Annotated in this window: 23 protein-coding genes; 16 read left to right on the top strand and 7 right to left on the bottom strand. The window is 55.6% G+C overall.

Annotated elements, in window-relative coordinates:
• Positions 1-244: 244 nt before the first annotated feature.
• Both pqqU and HHI26_RS05410 read left to right on the top strand, forming a co-directional pair.
• Complete coding sequence (pqqU, locus tag HHI26_RS05415; protein WP_171148756.1) at positions 245-2,398, top strand: TonB-dependent receptor PqqU; 2,154 nt, start codon at positions 245-247, stop codon at positions 2,396-2,398.
• Positions 2,399-2,554: 156 nt separating this feature from the next.
• Complete coding sequence (locus HHI26_RS05410; protein ID WP_171148755.1) at positions 2,555-4,936, top strand: glucose/quinate/shikimate family membrane-bound PQQ-dependent dehydrogenase; 2,382 nt, start codon at positions 2,555-2,557, stop codon at positions 4,934-4,936.
• 385 nt (positions 4,937-5,321) lie between these two features.
• Here the strand turns inward: HHI26_RS05410 and HHI26_RS05405 are convergent, their stop codons facing one another.
• From HHI26_RS05405 to HHI26_RS05395, 3 genes are all read right to left on the bottom strand, one after another.
• Positions 5,322-5,786, bottom strand: coding sequence for a pyridoxamine 5-phosphate oxidase (locus tag HHI26_RS05405; RefSeq protein ID WP_171148754.1), 465 nt, complete (start codon positions 5,784-5,786; stop codon positions 5,322-5,324).
• Positions 5,787-5,805: 19 nt separating this feature from the next.
• Entirely contained in the window at positions 5,806-6,810 is a 1,005-nt protein-coding gene (locus HHI26_RS05400) for a LacI family DNA-binding transcriptional regulator (protein WP_205945424.1), read from the bottom strand.
• An 87-nt stretch (positions 6,811-6,897) separates the two neighbouring features.
• The gene (locus HHI26_RS05395; RefSeq protein WP_171148753.1) at positions 6,898-7,428 is read right to left on the bottom strand and encodes a D-lyxose/D-mannose family sugar isomerase; all 531 of its coding nucleotides are present in this window, start codon (positions 7,426-7,428) and stop codon (positions 6,898-6,900) included.
• A gap of 221 nt (positions 7,429-7,649) precedes the next feature.
• Between HHI26_RS05395 and HHI26_RS05390 the strand changes: the two genes are divergently transcribed.
• From HHI26_RS05390 to fetB, 14 genes are all read left to right on the top strand, one after another.
• Entirely contained in the window at positions 7,650-8,684 is a 1,035-nt protein-coding gene (locus HHI26_RS05390; RefSeq protein ID WP_133845655.1) for an NAD(P)-dependent alcohol dehydrogenase, read from the top strand.
• A gap of 3 nt (positions 8,685-8,687) precedes the next feature.
• A complete protein-coding gene (gene xylB, locus HHI26_RS05385) occupies positions 8,688-10,202 on the top strand; it encodes a xylulokinase (RefSeq protein ID WP_171148752.1) in 1,515 nt (504 codons plus the stop codon).
• Positions 10,199-11,704, top strand: a complete 1,506-nt coding sequence (locus HHI26_RS05380; RefSeq protein ID WP_133845653.1) for a sugar ABC transporter ATP-binding protein — start codon at positions 10,199-10,201, stop codon at positions 11,702-11,704. The genes xylB and HHI26_RS05380 overlap by 4 nt, the downstream gene beginning before the upstream one ends.
• Positions 11,705-11,734: 30 nt before the next feature.
• Positions 11,735-12,772 carry an ABC transporter permease gene (locus tag HHI26_RS05375; protein ID WP_133845652.1) on the top strand — a complete coding sequence of 346 codons (1,038 nt, stop codon included), beginning with the start codon at positions 11,735-11,737 and terminating at the stop codon, positions 12,770-12,772.
• A 52-nt stretch (positions 12,773-12,824) separates the two neighbouring features.
• Positions 12,825-13,826: a substrate-binding domain-containing protein gene (locus HHI26_RS05370; RefSeq protein ID WP_159337454.1), complete on the top strand. Its 1,002-nt coding sequence runs from the start codon at positions 12,825-12,827 to the stop codon at positions 13,824-13,826.
• Positions 13,827-14,260: 434 nt separating this feature from the next.
• Positions 14,261-15,400 carry a UDP-4-amino-4-deoxy-L-arabinose aminotransferase gene (gene arnB, locus HHI26_RS05365; RefSeq protein ID WP_159337453.1) on the top strand — a complete coding sequence of 380 codons (1,140 nt, stop codon included), beginning with the start codon at positions 14,261-14,263 and terminating at the stop codon, positions 15,398-15,400.
• Positions 15,401-15,403: 3 nt separating this feature from the next.
• A complete protein-coding gene (arnC, locus tag HHI26_RS05360) occupies positions 15,404-16,381 on the top strand; it encodes an undecaprenyl-phosphate 4-deoxy-4-formamido-L-arabinose transferase (protein ID WP_133845649.1) in 978 nt (325 codons plus the stop codon).
• The gene (gene arnA / locus HHI26_RS05355) at positions 16,378-18,360 is read left to right on the top strand and encodes a bifunctional UDP-4-amino-4-deoxy-L-arabinose formyltransferase/UDP-glucuronic acid oxidase ArnA (protein ID WP_167864123.1); all 1,983 of its coding nucleotides are present in this window, start codon (positions 16,378-16,380) and stop codon (positions 18,358-18,360) included. The genes arnC and arnA overlap by 4 nt, the downstream gene beginning before the upstream one ends.
• Positions 18,357-19,250: a 4-deoxy-4-formamido-L-arabinose-phosphoundecaprenol deformylase gene (arnD, locus tag HHI26_RS05350; protein WP_133845647.1), complete on the top strand. Its 894-nt coding sequence runs from the start codon at positions 18,357-18,359 to the stop codon at positions 19,248-19,250. The genes arnA and arnD overlap by 4 nt, the downstream gene beginning before the upstream one ends.
• 6 nt (positions 19,251-19,256) lie before the next feature.
• On the top strand, positions 19,257-20,918 hold the full coding sequence (gene arnT / locus HHI26_RS05345; RefSeq protein ID WP_171148751.1) for a lipid IV(A) 4-amino-4-deoxy-L-arabinosyltransferase: 1,662 nt from the start codon (positions 19,257-19,259) through the stop codon (positions 20,916-20,918).
• Entirely contained in the window at positions 20,915-21,238 is a 324-nt protein-coding gene (arnE, locus tag HHI26_RS05340; RefSeq protein WP_171148750.1) for a 4-amino-4-deoxy-L-arabinose-phosphoundecaprenol flippase subunit ArnE, read from the top strand. The genes arnT and arnE overlap by 4 nt, the downstream gene beginning before the upstream one ends.
• The gene (arnF, locus tag HHI26_RS05335) at positions 21,238-21,624 is read left to right on the top strand and encodes a 4-amino-4-deoxy-L-arabinose-phosphoundecaprenol flippase subunit ArnF (protein WP_171148749.1); all 387 of its coding nucleotides are present in this window, start codon (positions 21,238-21,240) and stop codon (positions 21,622-21,624) included. Before arnE ends, arnF begins: the two co-directional genes overlap by 1 nt.
• An 87-nt stretch (positions 21,625-21,711) precedes the next feature.
• Positions 21,712-22,332 carry an ATP-binding cassette domain-containing protein gene (locus HHI26_RS05330; protein ID WP_346775676.1) on the top strand — a complete coding sequence of 207 codons (621 nt, stop codon included), beginning with the start codon at positions 21,712-21,714 and terminating at the stop codon, positions 22,330-22,332.
• Positions 22,319-23,077, top strand: a complete 759-nt coding sequence (fetB, locus tag HHI26_RS05325) for an iron export ABC transporter permease subunit FetB (RefSeq protein WP_133845638.1) — start codon at positions 22,319-22,321, stop codon at positions 23,075-23,077. The genes HHI26_RS05330 and fetB overlap by 14 nt, the downstream gene beginning before the upstream one ends.
• 74 nt (positions 23,078-23,151) lie before the next feature.
• Here fetB and HHI26_RS05320 read toward each other — a convergent pair whose 3' ends face one another.
• From HHI26_RS05320 to cydB, 4 genes are all read right to left on the bottom strand, one after another.
• Positions 23,152-24,447 carry a carbohydrate porin gene (locus HHI26_RS05320; protein WP_241008242.1) on the bottom strand — a complete coding sequence of 432 codons (1,296 nt, stop codon included), beginning with the start codon at positions 24,445-24,447 and terminating at the stop codon, positions 23,152-23,154.
• A gap of 109 nt (positions 24,448-24,556) precedes the next feature.
• A complete protein-coding gene (locus HHI26_RS05315; protein WP_159337448.1) occupies positions 24,557-24,904 on the bottom strand; it encodes a carbohydrate porin in 348 nt (115 codons plus the stop codon).
• Positions 24,905-25,058: 154 nt separating this feature from the next.
• On the bottom strand, positions 25,059-25,313 hold the full coding sequence (locus HHI26_RS05310) for a CsbD family protein (RefSeq protein ID WP_133845634.1): 255 nt from the start codon (positions 25,311-25,313) through the stop codon (positions 25,059-25,061).
• 205 nt (positions 25,314-25,518) lie between these two features.
• The gene (gene cydB / locus HHI26_RS05305; protein WP_133845632.1) at positions 25,519-26,526 is read right to left on the bottom strand and encodes a cytochrome d ubiquinol oxidase subunit II; all 1,008 of its coding nucleotides are present in this window, start codon (positions 26,524-26,526) and stop codon (positions 25,519-25,521) included.
• Between the last annotated feature and the right edge of the window lies 1 nt (position 26,527).

Below are 26,527 nucleotides of genomic sequence, written 5' to 3'. Positions count from 1 at the left end.
CGTTTTGTGACATGCATCACATAAGTGCTGGCAGGGACGCGTAACTGCCGCACAGAAAAAGACGTCAGCGCGTAACAGGGAAGCGTTCTTTGTCGATGAACTGAGCAAACCTGACCAGGGGTTATATACTTTTGACGAGGTTGCCTGGTGAAGACAAAGCCGTGTACGTCAGGGAACGTCGGGCGCTTACCGGGCTGGGCCGGGTAAGACTTTTAGCATTATTTTTACTTATCGAATAATTCCAGTGAATAATAAAACCTCTGCTTACTTTCTGACGCCTCTGTTTCTGATGACGCCTGCTGCTGTCAGCTATGCACAAACGTCTACCGATGCCGCCCCTGTTCAGGGACAGGAATCGTCCCTGATGGTGATTAAACAGCGCACGGGCCTGTCCGAACTGGATACCCCGGCAGCGGTCAGCGTGGTGGACGGCGACGAGCTGCGCCGTGCCAGCGCTCAGGTGAACCTTTCCGAAAACCTTGGCGGCGTGCCGGGGCTGCAAATTCAGAATCGCCAGAACTATGCTCAGGATCTGCAACTGTCCGTGCGCGGCTTCGGCAGCCGTTCCATGTACGGTGTGCGCGGCGTGCGGCTGTATGTTGATGGCATTCCCGCCACCATGCCGGATGGGCAGGGGCAGACGTCGAACATTGATATTAACTCGGTGGGCAAGGTGGAAGTGCTGCGTGGGCCTTATTCTGCGCTGTACGGCAATGCGTCCGGCGGCGTGGTGAATATTGACAGCGAAACAGGCAGCCAGCCCACCACGCTGGAAGCGGGCACTTACTTCGGCAGCTACGGCTCATGGCGTAACAGCGTCAAAGCCAGCGGCGCCACCGGTGATGGCACCCAGGCGGGGGACGTGAATTACACGATTTCCGGTTCGCGCTTTACCACCCACGGCTTCCGCGACCACAGCGGTACGCAGAAAAGCCTCGGTAACGGTAAGCTCGGCGTGCGTCTTGATGATGTCAGTACCCTGACGCTGATGTTTAACAGCGTCTCCGTGGATGCTAACGATCCCGGTGGTCTGACGGAAGAAGAATATAAAGCCAATCCGCGCCAGTCGCCGCGTGGCGATAACTTTAATACCCGTAAGAGCCTCGACCAGACTCAGGTCGGCCTGCGTTATCAGCGTGAGATGAGTGAAAATGACCAACTGACGCTGACCACCTGGCACGGTGAGCGCCACACTACGCAATATCAGTCGATCCCTTATGGTACTCAGCAGCTCGCTACCTATCCGGGCGGCGTCATTGTGCTGGAGCGTAAATATCAGGGAGTGGATACCCGCTGGAAGCACGACGGTCAGCTCGGCTCTGTACCGGTGACGCTGATTGGCGGCCTCGACTATGAAACCATGACCGAACGCCGTCAGGGCTTCCAGAACTACAATACGGTCAACGGGGTTAACCAGTTCGGTGAAAAGGGCGAGCAGCGCCGTAACGAAAAAAACAGCATGTGGAACCTCGATCCCTATCTGCAAACTAGCTGGCAGCTGACGCCAAAGTGGACGCTGGATGCCGGGTTGCGCTACAGCACGGTGAACTTTGATTCCACCGACTACTATATAACCAGTGTTAACGGTGATGACAGCGGCAGCGCGCGCTATCACAAGCTGCTGCCGATGGGCTCGGTGAACTATGCGGTGACCGATGCATGGAATCTTTATGCTTCTGCCGGGCGTGGGTTTGAAACCCCGACGATTAATGAGCTTTCTTACCGTTCGACTTCCGGTACGCAGACCGGTCTGAACCTGGGGCTGAAACCCGCGACCAGCGACACCGTTGAACTGGGCAGTAAAACCCGCATCGGTTATGGCCTGCTGACCGCCGCTGTGTTCCAGACCAATACCGATAACGAGCTGGTGGTCGACAGCAGCTCCGGTGGGCGTGCCGTGTATAAAAATGCCGGAGAGACGCGCCGTCGTGGCCTGGAGCTGGGCTTTGACCAGCAGTTCGCGATGGACTGGCACCTGAAGCTGGCGTGGACATTGCTGGATGCCACGTACCGCAATGAAACCTGTAATGCGACAGGTACAAGCTGTACCCCTGCGGGTAACCGCCTGCCCGGTATTGCGCGCAATATGGGCTACGCTTCACTGGCGTATGCACCGGAAAGCGGCTGGCATGCCGGTGCCGATATTCGTTATATGAGTGACATTCAGGCCAATGATGCGAACGATGCGCAGGCACCGTCCTACGCCGTGACCAGCCTAAACAGTGGCTACCGTTTCAACTGGAGCCAGTGGTCGCTGGACCTGTTTGGCCGCGTCGATAACCTGTTCGACCGTGAGTACGTCGGCTCCGTTATCGTGAATGAAGGCAATAACCGCTACTACGAACCTGCACCGGGGCGTAACTGGGGCGGCGGTGCCACCATGACGTATCAGTTCTGAGTATTTCGCCGAAGACAATACGGCAACGAATCCAGTAATGGCCTGCTGAAGCGCCTGCAGTGGCGGGCCAACGACACCGTATGGATAGGAAGTATAAAACTAAAAGATTGGGCTCTCGCTTAATCGATGACTTTAAATTTTGGTAAGGTTCAAACTATGCAAAGTAAAGCATCAAGAATACTGATCCTGTTAACAGCGATTTTCGCCACTCTGAGTGGTCTGTATCTGTTAATTGGCGGTATCTGGTTGGCTAAACTGGGTGGCTCGCTCTACTACATCATCGCTGGTGTGGTTCTGCTGATCACAGCTTTTATGCTGTATCGCCGCCGTGGCGCAGCGCTGCTGTTCTACGCACTCTTTCTGCTGGCGACCACTATCTGGTCACTGTGGGAAGTGGGTTCCGACTTCTGGGCGCTGACACCGCGTCTGGACGTCACCTTCTTCCTCGGCCTGTGGATGGTGCTGCCGTTCATCTGGCGTGGCCTGGGTTCAACGGGTACATTCCCTCGCGTGGCACTTTCAGCCGTGCTGGTGTTTGTGGTCGCGGTGCTGGCTTACTCGGTGTTTAACGACCCGCAGGAAATCAACGGCACGCTGAGCCAGGATCAGGCCGCGGCGGCCCCGGCTGACGACGGTATTCCGGCAGGTGACTGGCCGGCTTATGGTCGTACGCAGGGCGGTACGCGTTACTCCCCGCTGAAGCAGGTTAACGACACTAACGTTGATAAGCTGCAGGAAGCCTGGACCTTCCAGACCGGCGACCTGAAAACACCTAACGATCCGGGTGAGATCACCAACGAAGTCACGCCAATCAAAATCGGCGATGCTTTGTATCTGTGTACTGCGCACCAGCAGCTGTTTGCGCTGGATGCGGCGACGGGTAAGCAGAAGTGGAAGTTTGATCCGAAGATGAAGACGGACCCGACGTTCCAGCATGTGACCTGTCGTGGTGTGTCTTACTACCAGACGCCAGAAGCCGCAGCGACCCCGGCCGGAACTCAGCCTGCGCTGTGCTCACGCCGCGTGTTACTGCCGGTCAATGACGGTAGTCTGTATGCGCTGGACGCTGAAACCGGCGCTCTGTGCCCGGAATTCGGCGACAACGGTAAGCTGAACCTGCAGAGCAATCTGCCTTACAATAAAGTGGGTTCTTACGAACCAACGTCACCGCCTATCATCACCAGCACCACTATTGTGATGGCCGGTGCGGTCACCGATAACTACTCAACCAAAGAGCCGTCCGGTGTGATCCGTGGTTTCGATGTCAACACAGGTAAACTGCTGTGGGCCTTCGATACCGGCGCGAAAGATCCGAACGTGATTGCGGAAGGCGAGCAGCACTACACGCCGAACTCTCCGAACTCATGGGCTCCGGCGTCTTACGATGCCAAACTGGACCTGGTTTACCTGCCAATTGGTGTTTCGACCCCTGATATCTGGGGCGGTCACCGTACCCCGGAAATGGAGCGCTTCGCCACGGGTATGCTGGCACTGAATGCCACCACCGGTAAGCTGGCCTGGTTCTATCAGACGGTTCACCACGATCTGTGGGATATGGACGTTCCGGCACAGCCAACGCTGGCTGATATCAACGACAAAGACGGTAACAAGGTTCCGGTCATCTACATTCCGACCAAAACCGGTGACATCTTTGTGCTCAATCGTACCAACGGTAAGCCTGTTGTTCCGGCACCGGAAATGAAGGTTCCGGGTGGCGCAGCCAAGGGCGATCACGTTTCCCCTACGCAGCCTTACTCTGAACTGAGCTTCCGCCCGAAAGCCCAGCTGGCCGGGAAAGATATGTGGGGTGCCACTATCTACGATCAGCTGATTTGTCGTGTGATGTTCCACCAGTTACGTTATGAAGGTCCGTTCACTCCGCCATCTGAGCAGGGCACTCTGGTGTTCCCGGGTAACCTCGGTATGTTCGAGTGGGGTGGTATCGCCGTGGATACCGATCGTCAGGTTGCGGTCACTAACCCAATGGCGCTGCCGTTTGTTTCCCGTCTGATCCCACGTGGTCCGGGTAACCCGATTGAGCCGGATGAGAATGATAAGGGCGGTACCGGTACTGAGTCCGGCGTTCAGCCACAGTACGGCCTGCCGTACGGCGTGACGCTGAATCCGTTCCTGTCTCCGCTGGGCTTCCCCTGCAAACAGCCTTCATGGGGCTATATTTCTGCGGTTGACCTGAAAACCAACGATATCGTGTGGAAAAAACGTATCGGCACCGTGCGCGACAGCTCACCGGTTCCGCTGCCGTTTAAAATGGGTATGCCAATGCTGGGTGCACCGGTAACGACGGCCGGTAACGTGTTCTTCATTGCGGCCACCGCCGATAACTACCTGCGTGCTTTCAACGTTTCTAACGGCAAACAGCTGTGGGAAGCGCGTCTGCCAGCAGGCGGCCAGGCAACACCAATGACCTATGAAGTGAACGGTAAGCAGTATGTGCTGATCGTTGCGGGTGGCCACGGTTCGTTCGGCACCAAGCTGGGTGATTACGTGAAAGCTTATGCGCTGCCTGACAGCAAATAACGGCGGTTAACCTCGGGCGAGGCATGCCTCGCGCCTACGAACGATGCAATGCAAGATCGCTCTTCGTAGGGGCCGGGCGTGTCCGGCCTGTTTGACTCGTACCGACGACAATCCTGTAGGGGTCAGGCATGCTTCGCCCCTACGAATGATGCAAAGCAAGATTGCTCTTCGTAGGGGCTGGGTATGTCCGGTCTGTTTGACTCGTACCGACGACAATCCTGTAGGGGGCAGGCATGCTTCGCCCCTACGAATGATGCAAAGCAAGATCGCTCTTCGTAGGGGCCGGGTATGTCCGGCCTGTTTGACTCGTACCGACGACAATCCTGTAGGGGTCAGGCATGCCTGACCCGCAAAGCAAAAGGGCGACTGTGAAGTCGCCCTTTTTTTATGCCAGCGCTTTCAGCGCCGTAATCTGTTCCCGCCAGCGGGCCAGCGCCGCTACTTCATCGTTCAGACTGAACGTTAACCCACTGGTCACCGTGGCATAAGGTGCCCGATGGGCGATCACCTGCTTAACCTCAGCGCTGAATACCGCCAGTTTAAGATCGGTCAGCGTTTCCGGGCGTGCCTCTGCCAGTGCCTGAATCTCCACCACCGCATCATTGAGCACCAGTGCCAGCGTGATCCTGCCATCCCGCTTCAGATTGCGCGTGGTGGTGGAGTCTGGCCAGATGGCAAACAGCAGCTCATTCGGGGAGCAGGCAATGATTTCCCCCAGGCTCAGCTGTGCCGCATAGGGCCAGCCATTTTCACCCACGCTGGACAGACGAATCGCCTGATACCGATGGCTTTCAGGTATTGAGCCGTCAAGCAGGGTCAGCAGAGCAGGCGGCAGTGTAGGGTTTTTCATCAGTCGTTCCTTCAGTTGATTAGGGTACGACCATTTTACCACGAACAATCACTTTACCCGGTTTGACTTCACTTTCGGTGGCCCGGCGGACCGCCAGATTGATCACCTGCCAGGCCATCTCATGCAAATCATGGGCAATACACGGGAAGTGGAAGCCGTATATCGGTGCATGTGAGATCTCATCAATGCTGAACAGCGAAACGTCCTGCATTGGATTCAGCTGATGATCGATGCAGGATTTAATGATCCCCTGCGATATCTGGTTATTACAGCCGACGAAATAGTCCGGTGGGGTGTGGTGGTCAAGATATTCACTGGTGACTCTGGCGGCAACGTCCATCAAAAAATCGGCGTACAGGACCTCGAAACTGGCGATTTTTCCCTGCAAGGCCGCGCTCAGGCCGGTCACGCGCTCGCGTGCCACGTTGGAGTCCTGTGGCCCGGAAACCACCACCACACGCTGCGCCTGCTGTTCCAGCAGATAACGGCCCGCCTGCAGGCCGCAGTCAAGATTATCAATATAAACGCCGCTACAGGCGCTGGCATCCAGCTCTCTATCGACCAGAATCACCGGGATATTCAGCGTTTCCAGCCGGTGCAGATAAGCGGGATGGTAGTTGCAGTCTGACGAGATTACCGACAGGACGATGGCATCAACGTTATAGCCGATCAGCTTATCGATGATACGGTTCTCATGCTCCTGCGACTCCCGCGAATCAAAAATCAGCGTATCGTACCCCGCTTTTTCCGCTTCGAGCGTCATCAACCGGGTCAGCCCCCCGAAAAACGGGTTGTTCATATCCGGATTTACAATACCGATGGTTTTACTGTCACGCGCGCGCAGATTACGCGCTGCGGTGTTCACCACGTAGCCCATCTCTGTGGCGGTGGCCAGCACCCGTTTCAGGGTGTCCGGATGCACTTTTTCCGGATGGGTAAAGGCGCGGGAGACGGTGATTTTGCTGACGTTTGCTTCTGCTGCCACGCTTGAGAGCGTGGCTTTAACTTTCCGGCCTGACGGCAAGGTGAACTCCTGGATATCAAATCATTTTGTACCATTGATGTATCATGACAGATCCCCAGACATGATGCGAATCAATCCGCTACAGGCTCAGCCGAGGCGGTTAACGCGCGGGTCCGTAAACACATCAAGGTCATCACGGCTTTCCGAAGAGAATTCCGACACCACTGCACCCTGCTTGCCGGCCTGGAACCAGTGGCGGGTGTTGGGGGCAATGGTGTACTGCTCGCCAGGCCGCAGCAAAATAAAGTGCTGTGCGGTATACCACTGTTCCGCCCCTTTCGGTGGCTGGCAGGTGCCGTTATTCAGGGTCAGGCTCTCATCATCAACAAATAACCACACCTCGCCCCATCGACAGCGGAATGTCTCCTGTTTACCGGGTGTGCCGTTAAACGGCGGGTGCAGATGCTCCGGACAGGTCTGGTGTGGAAACAGTACCAGCTCCTTGGCGCAGTAGCGCGGACTGTTGATATAGGTGAGCAGTTGCAGGCCGGAGAGGGGGTAGTCTGGCAGGCCAAAGGTGGCGATCTCGATCTGCTGTTGCTCAGCCGCGGTGAGCAATATCGACGCTTCCCGCAGGTAGTGAAGGGTCTGGCTGATGGCCTGTTGATGTGCGCTCATGATGATCCTCTAATGATTGTGTTGTTATCGATATCATTTTTTGTGTGAGTGTTTTTGATCTTTATCGCTTGTCTGATGCCATTATTGCCCCGTTTTTTCTCCCTGAGTTACAAAAATGCTAAAATTTTAACCGTGCTCACACATTTATCACGGCATTTCTTTTACTATCGGCGTCATATTGATGTTAACGGTATCATTTTATTATCAACAGGGAGTCATCCATGAAAGCATTGGTACTGCAGCAGGCAGGTAAAATTGCCATCGAGGATCGGGAGTTCAGCGAACATCTGGGCGATACCGATGTGCAGATCAAAATTCACTCTGTGGGTATCTGCGGCAGTGACGTTCACTATTATCAACACGGTCGCATCGGGCCGTTTGTGGTTAACGCTCCGATGGTGCTGGGCCATGAAGCCTCAGGTGTCGTGCTGGCAGTGGGTAGCGCCGTTCGGCATGTGCAGCCTGGCGATCGTGTGTGTATGGAGCCAGGTATTCCGGATATGCAGTCGGCACAGTCGCGCGCCGGGATCTACAACCTTGACCCGGCCGTGCGTTTCTGGGCAACACCGCCGGTTCACGGCTGCCTGCGTGAAACGGTGATCCACCCAGCGGCCTTTACCTTCAAACTGCCGGATAACGTCAGCTTTGCCGAAGGCGCCATGGTGGAACCGTTGGCGATCGGCATGCATGCGGCGACCAAAGCCGCGATCAAACCCGGCGATATTGCGCTGGTGATCGGTGCCGGGCCGATTGGCGTGGTCACTGCCCTGGCTGCTCTGGCGGGCGGTTGCTCGGATGTCATTATCTGTGACCTGTTCGACGAAAAACTGCAGGTGGCGGCCAACTATACCGGCCTGCATGCGGTGAACAGTAAAGGGGATGCTCTGGCGCAAAAAGTGGCGCAGCTGACCAGTGGCAACGGCGTTGATGTGGTGTTTGAGTGCAGCGGGGCCAAACCGGCCATCGCCAGCATCAGCCAGCATATTGCACCGGGGGGAACAGCCGTGCTGGTCGGTATGCCGGTGGATGCCGCGCCGATGGATATTGTCGCGGCTCAGGCTAAAGAAGTGACCTTTAAGACCATTTTCCGCTACGCCAATATGTATCCGCGTACCCTGCGCCTGCTGAGTTCCGGCAAGCTGCGGGTGCAGCCGCTGATCACCCAGACCTATAAATTTGCCGACAGTGTGGCCGCCTTTGAACGCGCAGCCGCAGGCAACCCGACCGATATCAAAATCATGCTGGAAATGGAGTAAGTCATGGCGCTGTATGCGGGCATTGACTGTGGTACGCAAGGCACCAAGGTGGTGATTGTTGATGACCAGCACGGCACTATTCTCGGGAGCGGCAGTGCACCCCACGCGCTGATCAGCGACGCATCCGGCAGGCGTGAGCAGCAGGCTGAATGGTGGATTACGGCGTTGAAAGAGGCTTTTCACCAGGCCGTGGCAGCAGCGGGTATCGACCCGGCGCAGATCGCTGCGCTGGCGGTTTCCGGGCAGCAGCATGGCTTTGTGGCGCTGGATGAGGCGGGAGAGGTGCTACATACGGTCAAGCTGTGGTGTGACACCAGCACTGCCGAAGAAAATGCCTGGCTGCTGGCGCAGTTAGGGGGAGAGGAGGGATCGCTGGCGCAGCTGGGGCTCACCCTGGCCACTGGCTATACCGCCTCGAAAATCTTATGGTTCCGTCAGCAGCACCCGGAACTGTGGCAGCGGCTGGCGACCATGCTGCTACCGCATGATTATCTGAATTTTTGGCTGACCGGTGAACGGCGCGCAGAGTATGGCGATGCCTCGGGTAGCGGATTGTTTGATATTCGCCAGCGCTGCTGGGATCGCCGCACCGTCGAGCTGATTGATAACAGCGGGCGTTTATGGCGTGCGCTGCCGCCACTGGTGTCGGCAGAACAGCCTGTTGGCATCGTGTGCGAACGTGCTATTCAGGTGCTGGGGCTGCGTGCCGGTACGCTGGTTGCCAGCGGCGGCGGCGACAATATGATGGCGGCCATCGGCACTGGCAATATCCAGCCGGGCATGCTGACCATGAGTCTCGGCACCTCCGGGACGTTGTTCTCCTGCGCTGACAGCCCGGTGGTGGCGGATTCGGCGATGATCGCCGGTTTTTGCTCCAGCAGTAATGGCTGGTTGCCGCTGATCTGCACCATGAATGTGACCTCGGCCAGTACCGCGGTACAGAACCTGCTGCAACAGGATGTGGTGGCGTTTAATCGTGCGCTGGAAGAGGCGGAACCCGGGGCAGGCGGCATGCTGATGCTGCCATTCTTTAACGGCGAACGTGTGCCGGAGCTGCCCGGAGCCCGGGCCAGTCTGTACAACCTCGACAGTAATAATTTCACCCCGGCCAACCTCTGCCTGGCGGTGGTGGAAGGGGCGACTTACGGTCTGCGTTATGGACTGGATCTGTTTCGCCAGCAGGGCATTGAGGTCAGTGAAATCCGCCTCACCGGGGGCGGAGCCAACAGCCCGCGCTGGCGGCAGATTGTTGCCGATGTGATGAACTGCCCCGTGGTCTGCCCGCAGGAGAAAGAGAGCGCGGCGCTGGGCGCCGCGATCCAGGCTATCTGGTGCCACCGTCTGGCGTCGGGCAGCCCTCAGCCTGCCGCCGCACTGCTGGCCCGGCTGTGCCAGCAGTTTGTACAGTTGGATGAGAGCACCCGTGCCCGGCCAGACGCTGAACGGCAGCGCCGCTATGCTGACCTTTATCAGCGCTATCTGCATCGGTTGCAGAAAGAATATGAGGTGACGTTATGAGTCAGTTAGCAGATGAATCCCAGGCTGCCATGCTGCTGGAAGTCAGCGGGGTGAAAAAGAGCTTCGGGCCGGTGGTGGCGCTGAAAAATGCAGAGTTCTGTCTGCGTCGTGGTTCGATCCATGCGCTGTGTGGCGGTAACGGTGCCGGCAAGTCGACCTTTCTCAGCATCTTGATGGGCTTTATTCAGCCGGACAGCGGCGACATCTTTATTAATGGAAAGCGCTGTGAATTCTCCCACCCGAAAGAAGCGCTTGCCGCAGGGATCGCTATTGTGCAGCAGGAACTGAGCACCATTGCTGACCTGACGGTGGCGGAGAATATCTGGCTGGGTCGCGAGCCGCGTCGCTTTGGCTTTGTCGATTTTGGCCGGATGAACCGACAAACGGCGGAGCTGCTGGCTGACCTGCATTTTACCCTGTCGCCAACGGAAAAAATGCGCAACCTCAGCGTGGCTGAACAGCAGTTGGTCGAGATTGCTAAAGCCCTGTCACACGCCAACGCCGATATCATCATTATGGATGAACCGACCTCGGCCATCGGTGAAGAGGACGTGCAGAAGATCTTCCAGGCCATCACCCGGCTGGCGGAGAAAGGCAAAGGGATTATTTATGTTTCTCACCGCCTGGCAGAAATTTTCCAGATTGCTGACAGCTATACCATCTTCCGTGACGGCAGCTATATCCATGAAGGGCTGCTGGGCGATATCACTCGTGAACAGCTGATTGAGCACATTATTGGCGGCGAATTTGACAGTGAATTTGCCAAGTTCAACCAGCCAGGTGAAGAAGTGATGATGCAGGTGAATAACCTGTGCTGGGGCAAGAAGGTGCGCGATATCAGCCTGACGCTGAGGCGCGGTGAGATCCTCGGGATCTACGGGTTGGTGGGTTCCGGGCGCAGCGAATTTCTCGATCTGATCTTTGGAATCGAACATGCGCACAGCGGCACCATTCAACTGGGGGAGAAGATCCTCGGGCGGCATTCGCCCAGAGAGGCTATCGACAGTGGGATTGCCTATGTCACTGAAGATCGGAAAGAAACCGGGTTGGTGCTATGCCGTTCGGTGAATGAGAACATTAATATCGCCTCGTTTCCCGCCATCAGCCGCGCCGGGTTTATTAGTGACAGCAAAGAGCGCCAGCGTACCCGTGAGATGATTGCGCGTTTTAATGTGAAAACCCCCGATGGCGACCAGCTGGTGGGCAATCTCAGCGGGGGTAATCAGCAAAAAGTGGTGCTGGGGCGCTGGGCGCTGCTGGAACCTCAGGTGATGCTGCTGGATGAGCCGACGCGCGGGATTGATGTGGGAGCCAAAAAAGAGATCTACCGTTTTATGTCGGAATTCGCGCTCAAGGATCGCGGCATTATTATGGTGTCCTCCGAACTGTCAGAAATTATTGGAATGAGCGACCGTATATTAGTCTTTAAAGATGGCGCGCTGGCCGGAGAACTGTCGGCTGAAAATGCCACCCAGGCTGAATTAATGAAGCTGGCGGTGTAATAATCTTTTTATAACGAGAGAGTAATTGTAATGAATTCGACATCTTCTCTGACTCCAGGGCTGTCTTTCTTTACGCGTAATAAACGCCGGATGCATAAATACGGCATTATTATCGCCTTTTTTGTGCTGTGCCTGATTGTCACCGTAATTGGTGAAGTGCAGGTCGCGAACGGTGCGTGGAGCAGTAATTATTTTCTCAGTCATGAAAATACGCTGATTGTATTACGCCAGGTGTCTATTAATGGCATTCTCGCCATCGGAATGACCTTTGTTATTATTACCGCCGGGGTGGATCTGTCGGTCGGCTCTGTTCTGGCGCTAAGCGGCATTGTCGCGGCGCGCTTTGCCACCACCAACAGCGGGCTGGCCATCGGTGATACGGCACATGCGGTCATTATGCCGTTAATCGTCGCGCTGGGGATCGGCATTGTCTGTGGCCTGCTGAACGGTACGATTCTGGCTCGCTACCGCCTGCAACCGTTTATTGTCACCATGGGAATGCTGTCGGCAGCGCGTGGCCTGGCACTGCTGACCACCGATGGTAATCCGGTATCACAGCTAAACCCTGACTTTCGCGCCCTGGGTAACGGGTATCTGCTGGGCATCCCGCTACCGGTGATTATTTTTATCGTGTTGTTTGCACTGGCCTGGATACTGCTGAATAAAACGCTGTTTGGCCGCTATGTCTATGCCGTCGGGGGGAATCAAAAAAGTGCCCGCACCTCCGGGATCAGCGTGGTGAAAATCAAAGTGCTGGTCTACACCCTGTGTGCCGCGCTGGCGGGGATTGCTGGCCTTATCCTGACGGCACGCACCGGCTCGGCGCAGACCAATGCCGGGGCTGCCTATGAGCTGGATGCGATAGCGGCAGTGGTGATTGGTGGCACCAGTATGGCGGGCGGCGTGGGTACGCTGGTCGGCACGCTGTTCGGTATTTTAATTATTGGCGTCATGAATAATGGCCTGGATCTGCTGGGCGTTCAGTCTTATTACCAGCAGATTATTAAAGGGGCATTAATTGTGGTGGCAGTGTTGCTTGACCCGTCGCGTAAACAACAACGCGATTAATCATATTTTCCTGATGACATAAAAATATCACCCTACATAACCAGGAGTTTTCATGAATAAGTTGACTAAAATAGCGTTGCTGACGTCCGGTCTGTTAATGGGCAGCAGCGTGATTGCCCAGGCCGCACCGATTAAAATAGCGGTACTGATGTACGGTATGAAAGCTGAATTTGTACAGCTGATGGAAAAAGCAGGTAAAGAACACCCGGCAGTAAAAAGCGGCGAAGTACAGCTGACGGTGTATGACGGCCGTTACGATCCGCTGGTACAGAATAATCAGGCAGAAACCGCCATTCAGACCCATGTTGATGCCATCATCATCAACCCGATGGACTATGAAGCCAATATTGACGTGGTGACAATGGCCAACGAAGCCAAAATTCCGGTGGTGGTGACCAATGCGCGACTGAATACCGACAAAATGACCTCTGAGGTGGTATCCGATGACGTGCTGGGTGGCTATCTGGAAGCGAAGGCCGTGCTGAAAAAAATCAACTGCAAAGGCAACGTGGTGATTATTGAAGGGCCGAAGGGCGGCAGCGGCGAGATCCAGCGCGGTCAGGGTAACGATAAAGCCATTGCCGAATGTGGCGCCGGGAATGTGAAGGTGCTGGAGCGCAAAACCGCAAACTGGTCACGTGCTGAAGCGCTACCGCTGATGGAGAACTGGCTGCAGAAGCACCGGGGCCAGATTAACGGCGTGATCGCGCAGAATGATGAAATGGCGCTGGGTGCCATTGAAGCGATAAAAGGAGCCAATCTGAATGTGAAAGATTTTGCTATCGCCGGGGTAGACGGTGTGTCTGACGCTATCCGCGCGGTGCAGGCGGGTGAGATGGTGTCCATCTTGCAGGATGCCCACGCACAGATGCAGGGTTCGATTGATGTCGCGGTGCGTGCGGTGAAAGGGGAGAGTTACCAGCCGCAGTCCACTATCTGGAAACAGTACGCCGATAAGATGGCGTGGGATGATGGCAAAGCAAAACGCTACTCCGTACCCTGGACGGAAGTGACTTCGGATAATGCCACCCAGCTGCTGGATGCGCGTAAATAATACCGCTTCGGGTCACCGGCCTTGTGCCGCTGGCCCACTATCATTTCTGTATATCCCAATATGTTTTGCAACAAAATAATGAAATTTTTTTTATATTTTAGGTTTTTCCTAAGCGAATAAGTACACAACCCCTTTTATAGCTAAACCATCCATCAACCAGACTGATTTAATCTTTCCTCAGTTGGCTTCTCTTAATCTTCCCCTAAGTATTTTCATTTAAGCTCCATATATCCGGATGTTGCTATGCTTTTTTGCTCGCTTTTGACGCTGCATGGCAATGATTGGCGTTTTATTGTTCAAATGAGACGGGGGGGCATAACGACCAGTAGAATGAAAAATAGGCAGTGATTCGTTCAGGGTTGAGAGAGGGGAATCGCAGCCTCTGCTATCCTCACTCATCATTCGTGGTGTTAATTGTTTAATGGATGTAATCAATGACAGACTTTTTGCCTTTCTCACGTCCGGCAATGGGTGCGGAAGAACTGGCCGCCGTCGCCGAGGTGTTGCGTTCAGGATGGATCACCACCGGGCCCAAAAATCAGCAGCTTGAACAGGCATTTTGCCAGCTTACCGGGAATCGTCATGCGATTGCCGTTAGCTCGGCAACGGCCGGGATGCACGTCACGCTAATGGCACTGGGAATAGGGCCGGGTGATGAAGTGATCACCCCCTCGCTGACCTGGGTTTCAACGCTGAATATGATCGTTCTGCTGGGGGCGACTCCGGTGATGATCGACGTGGACCGCGATACGCTGATGGTGACACCGGCGTTGATTGAGGCGGCCATCACCCCACGGACCAAAGCCATTATTCCGGTACATTATGCCGGAGCACCGGTTGATATCGATGCCATTCGCACGCTGGCTGAACAGCGGGGGATTGCGGTTATCGAGGATGCGGCCCATGCAGCAGGTACTCACTATCGCGGGCAGCATGTGGGTCGCCGCGGTACGGCAATTTTCTCATTTCACGCGATTAAAAATATGAGCTGTGCCGAAGGCGGGCTGGTGGTTACCGATGATGATGCCCTGGCGGATCGCGTGCGCAGTCTGAAATTCCACGGGCTGGGTGTCGATGCCTTTGATCGTCAGACCCACGGTCGTGCGCCGCAGGCCGAAGTGATCATGCCCGGCTTCAAATATAACCTCGCCGATATCAATGCGGCGATTGCGCTGGTGCAGTTGGATAAGCTGACAGCCAACAACGCCCGACGTGAGCAAATTGCGTTGCGTTACCTCGAGGAGCTTTCCGATACCCCGTTCCTGCCTCTGACACAACCTGACTGGCCCCATCACCACGCCTGGCACCTGTTTATCCTGCGCGTTGACCCTGAGCTGTGCGGTATCAGCCGCGATGAACTCATGCAGGCGCTGAAGGAGCAGGGTATCGGCAGCGGGCTTCACTTCCGGGCGGCGCATACGCAGAAATATTATCGTGAACGCTTCCCTCACCTGTCCCTGCCGCAGACCGAATGGAACTCAGAGCGTATCTGCTCGATTCCCCTGTTTCCGGGAATGACTGACGACGATGGCCGCCGCGTGATTGTGGCACTGCGTAAGCTGGCAAAGAGATAAGAGATGACAGAACAACCGATCAACAAACTCTCCGTTGTGATCCCGGTGTACAACGAGCAGGAAAGCCTGCCCGAACTGCTCCGCCGTACGGAGGCTGCCTGCGCGCAACTGGCTATCGATTATGAAATTTTACTGGTCGATGACGGCAGCAGCGATGCGTCGGCCGAGATGCTCACTGCCGCCGCAGAGGCACCGGATAGCCATATTGTGGCGGTGTTGCTGAACCGTAACTACGGCCAACATTCGGCGATCATGGCCGGCTTCAGCCATGTTAGCGGTGACCTGATTATCACACTTGATGCCGACCTGCAAAACCCCCCTGAAGAGATCCCGCGCCTGGTGGAAACGGCCCGGAAGGGCTACGACGTGGTGGGCACCGTGCGGCAAAACCGTCAGGACAGCTGGTTCCGTAAGCGTGCTTCACGCCTGATCAATCATCTGATTCAACGCACCACGGGTAAAGCAATGGGTGACTACGGTTGCATGCTGCGAGCCTACCGACGTCATATTGTCGATGCCATGCTGCACTGCCATGAGCGCAGTACTTTTATCCCTATTCTGGCGAACACCTTTGCCCGGCGGGCCACAGAGATCCCGGTGCTGCACGCCGAACGCGAATTTGGCGATTCCAAATATAGCCTGATGCGCCTGATCAACCTGATGTATGACCTGATCACCTGCCTGACAACCACGCCACTGCGGCTGTTAAGCGTGTTTGGCAGCGTGATTGCGTTGGCGGGTTTTGCAATTTCCCTGCTGCTGATTGGACTGCGCCTGTTCCTTGGCCCGCAGTGGGCAGCAGAAGGGGTATTTATGCTGTTTGCCGTGCTGTTCATTTTTGTCGGCGCACAGTTTATTGGCATGGGGCTGCTTGGCGAGTATATCGGGCGTATCTACAACGATGTGCGCGCCCGTCCCCGTTATTTTATTCAGCGCGTTGTTAGCCGCGACGCCAACTCCACACAGGATAAATCATCATGAAAGCCGTAGTTTTTGCCTACCATGATATGGGCTGCACCGGGATCCGGGCGCTGGCTGAAGCGGGTTTTGACATCTGCGCGATTTTTACCCACGCGGATCATCCCGGCGAGAATCACTTCTTCGGGTCCGTCGCACGTACCGCCGCGCAGTTGGGTGTGCCGGTTTATGCGCCGGAGGAGGTTAACCATCCTCTGTGGATTGACCGCATCCGCGAGATGAAACCTGACGTGATTTTCTCATTCCACTACCGCCAGATGCTGAGCGACGAGATCCTCGCCTGTGCGCCAGTGGGGGCGTTTAATCTGCATGCCTCATTGTTGCCGAAGTATCGTGGCCGCGCGCCACTGAACTGGGTGCTGGTTGACGGTGAAGAAGAAACCGGTGTCACGCTGCATCGCATGGTGAAACGCGCCGATGCCGGGGCGATTATCGCCTGTGAGAAGGTGGCGATTGCGGCGGAAGATACTGCGCTGACGCTGCATTATAAAGTGTGTGAGAGTGCGAAACAGCTGCTGATGCGCAGCCTGCCAGACATTCTGCGTGGCAGTTTTATTGCCGTCGAACAGGATGAACGCAAAGCCACCTATGTCGGACGACGGACCCCGGAAGACGGGCGCATCGACTGGCAGCAGCCAGTTCAACGTACCCATAACCTGGTACGTGCGGTCACCGATCCCTGGCCGGGGGCGTTCAGCTATGTGGGGGCCGCGAAGTTTATCATCTGGCAGTCCAAAATCTGCCACAACTGGCCGGTGACAAAGCCCGGTACGGTACTTTCCGTTTCGCCATTTGTGGTCGCCTGCGCAGAGGGTGCGTTGGAAGTGGTAACCGGGCAAAGCGAGAGCGGTGTCTACATGCAGGGCAGCCAACTGGCGCAAACCCTTGGGCTGGTGGCCGGTGCCCTGCTGCATAACCAGCCGGTGGCAGCGGCAAAACGCAGAACCCGTGTACTGATCCTTGGTGTCAATGGCTTTATCGGTAACCACCTGACTGAGCGCCTGCTGGCCGATGATCATTTCGAAATTTTCGGGCTGGACATTGGCTCTGATGCCATCAGCCGCTTCGTGGGCCACGAGCGTTTTCATTTTGTCGAAGGGGATATCAGTATTCACTCGGAGTGGATCGAGTACCACATTAAGAAATGTGATGTGGTATTACCCCTGGTGGCGATTGCCACGCCGATCGAATACACCCGCAACCCGCTGCGCGTGTTTGAACTGGATTTTGAAGAAAATCTGAAGATCATTCGCGATTGTGTGAAGTACAAAAAGCGCATTATTTTCCCCTCCACCTCGGAGGTCTATGGCATGTGTACGGATGACACTTTCGATGAAGATCACTCGAATCTGGTGGTCGGGCCGATCAATAAACAGCGCTGGATCTATTCCGTCTCGAAACAGTTACTGGATCGGGTGATCTGGGCTTATGGAGAAAAAGAGGGGTTGCGGTTTACGCTGTTCCGGCCTTTCAACTGGATGGGACCGCGCCTGGATAACCTTAACGCGGCACGTATCGGCAGCTCGCGTGCCATTACTCAGTTGATCCTGAATCTGGTGGAAGGATCGCCGATTAAGTTGATTGACGGCGGGCGGCAGAAGCGCTGCTTTACCGATATCCGTGACGGCATTGAAGCGCTGTTCCTGATTATCGAGAATAAGCAGCAGAACTGCGATGGTCAGATTATCAATATCGGTAACCCGGATAACGAAGCCAGTATTAAAGAGCTGGCCGAACAGCTGCTGGCCAGTTTTGAACGGCACCCGCTGCGTCACCAATTCCCGCCATTTGCCGGTTTTCGCGAGGTGGAAAGTAGCAGCTATTATGGCAAGGGATATCAGGATGTGGAGCACCGTAAACCGTCGATCCGTAATGCGAAGCGTCTGCTGAACTGGCAGCCGGAGGTGGCGATGAACTACACCATTGATGCCACGCTCGACTTCTTCCTGCAAACCGTTGAACAGGGCGAGATTGTCGAATGATCAATGTGGGTTTACGCATTGATGTGGATACCTGGCGCGGCACCCGGGACGGTGTGCCGCGCCTGCTCTCCATTCTTGAACGTCAGCAAACCCGCGCCAGCTTTTTCTTCAGCGTTGGGCCGGATAATATGGGCCGCCATTTATGGCGGCTGCTAAAACCGCGCTTTCTGTGGAAGATGCTGAGGTCAAACGCGGCTTCACTCTACGGCTGGGACATTCTGCTGGCGGGTACAGCCTGGCCCGGACGACGTATCGGCCAGGGGCTGGCCGATACGATCCGTCAGGCAAGCTTGCAGCATGAAACAGGGATGCACGCCTGGGATCATTTTGCCTGGCAGACCTGGGCGGGCGTATGGCCTGCAGGGAAGCTGAGTGAAGAGGTCCGCCGGGGCGTTGAGGCACTCAGCGAACTGACCGGGCAACCCGTAACCTGTTCAGCCGCAGCGGGCTGGCGTGCCGATGGCCGTGTCCTCACCGCTAAACAGGCTTTTGACTTTCGTTATAACAGCGATTGTCGGGGCACAGAGCCTTTCCGGCCAATACTGCCAGATGGGCGGCTGGGAACCGTGCAAATCCCGGTGACGTTACCGACGTGGGACGAAGTGGCTGGGACGCGTGTCGATCCTGCGCACTACAACGCTTTCATCCTTGATGAGATCGCTCGCCAGCCGGGCGTGCCGGTTTACACCATCCATGCGGAAGCGGAAGGGATCGTGCTGGCGGACAAATTTGATGCACTGCTGACGGAGGCGCGACAGCGGGGGATTCGTTTCTGTCCATTGGGCGAGCTGCTGCCGCAGGACCTCTCGCAACTGCCGACAGGCAAAGTGATTCGGGGTAGCTTCCCCGGCCGTGAAGGTTGGCTGGGATGCCAGCAACTCGCTGAGTGATTGTGGATGAAATACACCCGTTATGCATTATTACTGCCCCTGTTGTATGCACTCTATTACCTGCTCCCTCTTGAGTTCCGGGCGCTGTGGCAGCCGGATGAAGTTCGCTATGCGGAGATCAGCCGTGAAATGCTGGTCAGTGGGAACTGGGTGGTGCCGCACTTTCTTGACCTGCGCTATTTTGAGAAGCCGATCGCCGGGTACTGGATCAATAACCTCAGTCAGTGGATCTTTGGCGGCAACAACTTCGCCGTGCGTTTTGGCTCAGTGCTTTCTGTGTCACTCAGTGCATTACTGATTTACTGGCTGGCGTTTTGTCTGTGGCGTAAGCGTGCGACGGCGCTGTTGTCTGCGGTGATTTTCCTCACCTGCATGTTGGTCTATTGCATCGGGACTTATGCGGTGCTGGACCCGATGATCACGCTATGGCTGACGGCTGCGATGTGCAGCTTCTGGCTGGTTGGGCAGGGGGGAAGCCGGCGGCAGAAAACAGCGGGTTGGTTACTGCTGGGGCTGGCCTGTGGTATGGGGTTTATGACCAAAGGCTTTCTGGCGCTGGCGGTTCCGGTGGTGGCAATTGTGCCGTGGATGGTCTGGCAGCGCCGTGTGAAAGAGCTGATGTTATGGGGACCGCTGGCCTTGCTCAGCGCGGCGCTGATCTCGGCCCCCTGGGCCATCAGTATTGCCCGACAGGAACCCGACTTTTGGCATTATTTCTTCTGGGTGGAGCATATTCAGCGCTTTGCTGAGAATGATGCTCAACACAAAGCACCGTTCTGGTATTACATTCCGGTACTGATTGCCGGGGCACTGCCGTGGCTTGGTCTACTGCCGGGGGCGCTACATCGGGCCTGGCGGGAACGGCAGGGCGCTGTGGGTTCCGCTTATTTACTCGGTTGGGTGGTGATGCCGCTGCTGTTTTTCAGTGTGGCGAAAGGCAAACTGCCGACCTATATCCTGCCCTGTTTTGCACCGCTGGCGATGCTGCTGGCCCATCATGCGATGGCACTCTCCGCCGCGGGGCGACGCGGGCTGAAAGCCAACGGCGTGATCAATCTGGTGGTGGGGATTGTGCTGCTGCTGGCGATGGTGCTGATCGTGGCCCCCTGGGGCCTGCTCAGGCAGCCGGTGTATGCCCGACATGAGGTGATTAAAGTACTGCTGGGGGCGACAGCATTTCTCTTTTGGGCACTGGTGGGCGCGGCCAGCCTGGTGGAGGGCGCGAAGCACTGGCGGCTGGCGGCGCTGTGTCCGTTGGGGCTGGCGCTGGTGGTGGGGGCGGCGATCCCCGATAAAGTGATCAATTCCAAACAGCCGCAGCCGTTTATTGCCGATTTCAGCCGGGATTTGCAGCAGAGCCGCTTTGTGCTGTCGAACAATATTGGTACGGCATCGGCGCTGGCCTGGGAACTGAAGCGCAGCGATATTTTATTATTAGACCAACCGGGTGAGCTGGCCTACGGTTTGGGCTATGCCGATGGTGCCGATCGTCTTATTTCTACTGCGGATTTTGCGCAGTGGCTGAGCGCGCATCGGCGTGAAGGTAATGTATCGTTGATGATGAAATTAGCCTCTGAGGACAACAAGGTGGATGAGCGTATCCCTGCACCTGACCGTCTCTACCAGCAAGGGCGGATGCTGTTTTATCTCTATCGGCAGCAGCCGTGAATATGCTGCTGATTGTCCTGGCCAGCCTGCTGAGCTGTGGCGGGCAGTTGTGCCAGAAGCAGGCGACGGTGCGTGAGGGTCGCTGTCATTTTCTGGTGTGGCTGACGGCAAGCATATTGCTGCTGGGGATGGCGCTGCTGGTGTGGCTGCGTGTGTTGCAGACTGTGCCGGTGGGGGTCGCTTACCCCATGCTGAGTCTTAACTTTATTTTTGTGACCTTAGCCGCGCGCTGGCTGTGGCAGGAAGCGATTTCATGGCGTCATGGACTGGGCATTGTGCTGATTGTGGCCGGCGTGGCGGTGATGGGGAGCTATACCTGATGGGCCTGCTGTATGCTTTTTGCAGTGTGCTGCTGATCAGTGCCGCGCAGTTGATGATGAAGTGGGCGATGGTACAGCTTCCCGCTATCGATCAGCTCGCGCTATTCAGCGCGGCGCTGCTCAGCGTCTCTTTACCCACGCTGGTGCTCTCCGGCGGGCTGCTGGCCTACGCTCTGTCGATGATGTGCTGGTTACTGGCCTTACAGCGTCTGCCGCTGAGCCGGGTTTATCCGCTGTTGAGTCTGAGTTATCTGCTGGTATGGACGGCAGCACTGTGGTTGCCTGGGATGAATGAAATTTTTCTCTGGGGCAAGCTGATGGGCGCGGCACTGATCCTCGTCGGGCTGCTATTGATATTCTGGCCGGGGAAAAAGGCCCACAGATAATGCTATCATCGCGCGATTCATTACACAGAGTCTGTTAAAAACATGAACCCTTCACTCCCCCTCCTGCAGGTCAGGGAGGTCTCGTTTGTGCGTCAGGGTAAAACGCTGTTGTCGCCCGTTTCCTTTGAGCTTCACAAGGGCGAATTCCTCTGGCTGACGGGGCCATCCGGGGCAGGTAAAAGTACCCTGCTGAAAATTATTGCTTCCCTGCTTGATGCGTCCGGCGGTGAAGTGAGGTTTAACGGTCAGCCGATTATTGAGTTGAAACCCGAACAGTATCGCCAGCGGGTATCCTACGTGTTTCAGACCCCCCAGCTGTTTGGCCGTTCGGTGTATGACAATCTCTCTCTGCCCTATCAGATCCGCCAGCAGCCCGTAGTTCGCCAGCATCTCGGCGACGAGCTGGAGCGATTGGGGCTGCCACCCGCAATGCTGGATACCTCAATTGATCAACTCTCCGGTGGGGAAAAACAGCGTGTGGCGCTGCTGCGCAATGTACAGTTTCGCCCGGATATCCTGCTACTGGACGAAATCAGTAGCGCGTTGGATGACGTGAATAAACGGAGGGTAGCGCAGTTGATCGACCAGCAGGTCGCGCAAGGAAGTGCGGCGATCTGGATCAGTCACGACAGCGTAGAAACAGATGATGGCAGACGGCAGCTCCGGCTGTCGCCTGCAGCAACGGAGGGTCAGTATGAACCAGCATAATATTACCAATGAATCACTGGCGCTGGCCTTAATGCTGGTGGTGATTGCACTGCTGGTCAGCAGCAAGGAGCGGCTGGGGCTGGAAAAAGACATCATCTGGAGCGTGGCGCGCGCCATTGTGCAGTTGGTGATTGTTGGCTATGTGCTCAAGTATATTTTCGATCTGAACAATCAGTGGCTGACCGTGTTGATGGTGCTGTTTATCTGCGTAAATGCCGCGTTGAATGCCAAAAAGCGCAGCCGCGCCATCGACAGAGGCTTTCTGATTTCGTTTATTGCCATCACCTCGGGTACTACGCTGACGCTGACCATTTTGCTGCTCAGTGGCGCGATTGAGTTTATGCCCATGCAGGTGATCCCGATCTCGGGAATGATTGCGGGCAATGCGATGGTGGCGGTGGGGTTATGCTTCAGTAATCTGAATCAGCGGTTTAGTGATAATCGCCAGAAGGTAGAGGAGATGCTGAGTCTGGGAGCGAGTGCAAAGCGGGCATCGACGTCTATCGTGCGCGACAGCATACGCGCAGCCATGATCCCCACGGTCGATGCAGCAAAAACGGTTGGTCTGGTGAGTTTACCGGGCATGATGTCCGGTCTGATTTTTGCCGGTATTGATCCGGTAAAAGCCATTAAGTATCAGATTATGGTGACCTTTATGCTGCTCGGCACCGCAAGCCTGTCGACCATCATTGCAGGTTATCTGGCGGCCCGCCGTTTTTATACCGCACGCGTGCAGTTGAAATAATCGTTGGCACCCGTCATGGCCGACCATTTTTTCCGGTCGGCCATGACATTTCTATGCCGGCAGTGTCGCTGACATCAGAAATTCACATTGGCGCTCAGGCCACCTATAAACGCGTCTTTAACCCCACTGACCGCGCCGGGAGAGGCGACATATTGCAGATTAGGGCGCAGGTTCAGCCAGTTAGTGGCGTGGACGTTATAGTAAACTTCGTAGTTCCATTCGGAGCCGTGCTGAACGGGCAGATACGTCGGGCTGTTATAACGGGACTCGCCGTTGTATTGATTGGTTTCGTGCTGCATTTTACCGTAGTCACTGTTGACGTGAATACGCGCGGCCCCGACACCTATCTCATCCTGCGCACGTGCCGCAAAGGGTCCTTTCCAGGTGAAGGATACCGCCTGGTAATGATCGGTTTTCGAGGTTTTATGATCGTTCATCACCGCCTGTACGGTTAAGCCCAGGCCCCGGTTGACATCACCGTCGGTTGCAGTTAACTGCTGTTGCAGCAGCACATAACCACCATAGGCTTTCGCCTGACCGCCGTAGCCGCCATTATGGTAGCTGGCGTATTTATCCCCGTTAACCGAGGAGTAGTAGCCACCGATACGGTAGTTCCCAGGCAGCTTGTTGGCACCCAGCAGGGGTGTCCAGCCAAATTCAAAGGGGACCAGGTTACCCAGGCTCGGGCTGCCGTCGAGGTAGAAGCCGTTACCGCGATCGTAGTTATTACGGTTCTGGTTATAAAAGCCCACCTGGAAGAACATGTCGTCCGGCAGGTTCAGTTTTACGCGACCGCCCCATTGTGAGACCGGCCAGTTAAACCAGCGGTCTCCGCGCCAGTTACCCGGCTGACCGCTGCCAAAGGCCAGGTTCTGGAATTTGCTGTCGAATGCATCAAAGTCTTCACCCGTGGTCACGCGACCGGCTTTGATTTCAACACGATGATCAAAGAAACCCTTGTTTACCCAAAATTGGGTCAGACGCCAGGTCTGCCCACGCCCCCAGACTTCTTCCACTGAGGACAAGCCGCCGGTCCGCGGATCGTTGATGTGCTGGGTCAGGTCGCGACCGTTCCGGCTGGTCACCGTGAACTGGACCTGTGTGTCATCCCAGTTGAGGAGTTTTTCCAGATCGAGAGTGGTGCCGAAGGCCCACTGATCGGTATAACGGGCAGTGGTGGAGGTGTTATACCCTCCGGCGAGATTACTGGCCGACTCCATGGTGTAGTTGACCTGGAAATCAGCACCTTCCTTTTTTAATTCACTGCGATAGCCGCCCCAGTCACCAAACAGATAGTCCGAATCCAGACTGAGAGGGTGCATTTCTGCCTCTGCGGAGTCAGAGGCCCATAACAGTGCGCTGCTGCACATCATCAGCATGGCACGTTTGCTCGTCCATTGAAAAACACCGTAATAATTCATTTATCTCTCCTTGTTATGAATAATCGTCTTGCCAACAAGCATTTTGGGCATCCAGGCGTCAGAAATTAATACCCGCGCCGAGTCCGCCCACAAACAGATGTGAATTTTCGCTCACAGCACCGGGCTTGGTGCTGGATTGCAGGTTAGGCCGCAGTATCAAGTGAGGCGTTAAGCGGTAGTTGTAATAGAGGTTGTAATTAAATCCGTCGCCCCGCATCAGCGGTTGCGGTTGATTATCGCGATATTCTTCAGGAATGGCCGGCGTATCTGCCTGAGGGGAAATAATTTCTGTTGATGGTGGCGGCGGCTGATGCAGATAAAAACGTTCTGGCAGGGCAGATGCGTTAGCCACCATGAACAGCGTGGCAATACCGAGACACTGTTTAAGACAGGCTATTCTTTCCATGAGTTCACCTCTTATTATGATTATCTAATCGGTTTTTTAGCCCGATGAAGTACATCACAATGTGGTTAACCCGTTTCGCTATTAAGTGCTCTGGAGAGCGCCCATAAAAAACGCCCACGAGGGGCGTTCAGAGTGTGATCAGGTCAGATCGAGCTTAGCGGCGGCCAAAAATCTTGGCGGCCAGGAAGCCTACACCGGCGGCAATCGCCAGTGAAACCAGGGGGGAATCCTGGGTTTTACTTTTCACGCAGTCCAGCGCATCATCCACGGCGTAAGAGGCTTTTGCTGCCTGCTGACGCACTTTTCCTCTGAATTCATGCTCCGGCGAGTCTACGGCTTTACCAAACTCTTCCTGCCCTTTGCCGACGGCTTCTTGCGCTTTATCGTTCGCTTTATCAAACAGACTCATTGTGCCTCCTTTTGATGGCATGATTTCCTGAAACGACTTTAAGCGTAGTTCATCTGTCGCGCTTTGCCGGAGCACTTATGTGTAAAAATATGAATGAAGGTGCCAGATACTGACAAAAAAGAGGGCAGATCAACGATCTGCCCTCTTTTGTCGGGAGCGTTAAGCTCCCGTGCTGCCAGTGATATTCTGCATAAGACTCAGGGTATCAATGGTAGCCTTCGTCCGGCTTGATCTTGCCGCGGAACACATAGTAGCTCCAGAAGGTATAGACCAGAATCACCGGAATAATCAGCAGACCACCGACTAACATAAAGCCCTGACTCTGCGGCGGGGAGGCGGCATCCCAGATGGTGATGGAAGGGGGAATGATATACGGCCAGATACTGATACCCAGTCCGGTAAAGCCCAGGAATACCAGCGCCAGGGTCAGCAGGAATGGCGTGTAGTGCGCGTGGCGTTGCAGTGCGCGCCACAGTGCCCAGGATGCCGCCATAACCAGTAAAGGAACCGGTAAAAACCAGAACAGGTTAGGCAGGGTGAACCAGCGTTGCATAATGCTGGTATGTGCCAGCGGTGTCCAGATGCTGACGATGGCCATCACGACCAGCAGGCCGATCAGCAGCGGTTTGGTCAGCGCCGTCATTTTCCTGTGCAGTTCATTCTCGGTCTTCATGATAAGCCATGTGCTACCCAGCAGGGCATAGGCCAGAACCAGACCAACACCGCAGAACAGCGTAAACGGCGTCAACCATGCCAGTGCCGGACCGCTGTACGTACGGTTGGTCACTTCAAAGCCGTTGATAAATGCGCCCAACACCACACCCTGACTGAAGGTTGCCACGTAAGAACCGCCGATAAACGCTTTATCCCAGAACGGACGGTGTTCTTCCGTTGCTTTAAAACGGAACTCAAACGCCACGCCACGGAAAATAAGACCGATCAGCATGATGGTGAGCGGGGCCGCCAGGGCGCTGGTGATCACCGCGTAGGCCAGCGGGAAAGCACCGAACAGTGCAGCCCCCCCGAGGATCAGCCAGGTTTCGTTGCCATCCCATACCGGGGCAACGGTGTTAACCATCATATCGCGCTCAATCGGATCTTTATTGAACGGGAACAGGATACCGATACCCAGATCGAAACCATCCATGATGATATACATCAGGGTGGCGAAGATGATGATAGTAAACCAGATAATTGAGAGATCGATGCCCACC

It is taken from the genome of Erwinia sp. JH02 (assembly GCF_013074405.1).
Classification (GTDB): Bacteria; Pseudomonadota; Gammaproteobacteria; order Enterobacterales; family Enterobacteriaceae; genus Erwinia; species Erwinia rhapontici.
Note: the sequence above shows the minus strand (reverse complement) of the source record. Positions and strands in the feature narration are given on the sequence as shown.